Consider the following 322-nt stretch of genomic DNA (forward strand, 5'->3'; position numbering starts at 1 on the left):
GTACGACTACGCCGTGAAGACGCAGGCAACCGAAGCGGATAGGAAGCACTTCGACGAGGTGTTCACCGGAACGATCTTTGAGACCGAGCATCCGGTGGTGCGTGTCCATCCCGAGACCGGCGAGCGCACGCTCGTGCTCGGCAATTCGTGCAGCGCTTCGTTGGCCTGCCGAAATACGACGGCCAGAAGCTGTTCGACCTGTTCCAGTCGCATATCACGGCGCCGGAAAACACCGTTCGTTGGAGCTGGGAGGCCGGCGACGTTGCGATCTGGGACAATCGCGCCACGCAACATTACGCGGTCAACGACTATGGCGACCAGC

Annotated in this window: 1 pseudogene; it reads left to right on the forward strand. The window is 61.2% G+C overall.

The window, feature by feature from the left end:
* Window positions 1-322 (forward strand): annotated as a pseudogene (locus AC0L23_RS40125) (TauD/TfdA dioxygenase family protein); the annotation flags it as partial.

It is taken from the genome of Bradyrhizobium sp. MI1.4 (assembly GCF_055811315.1).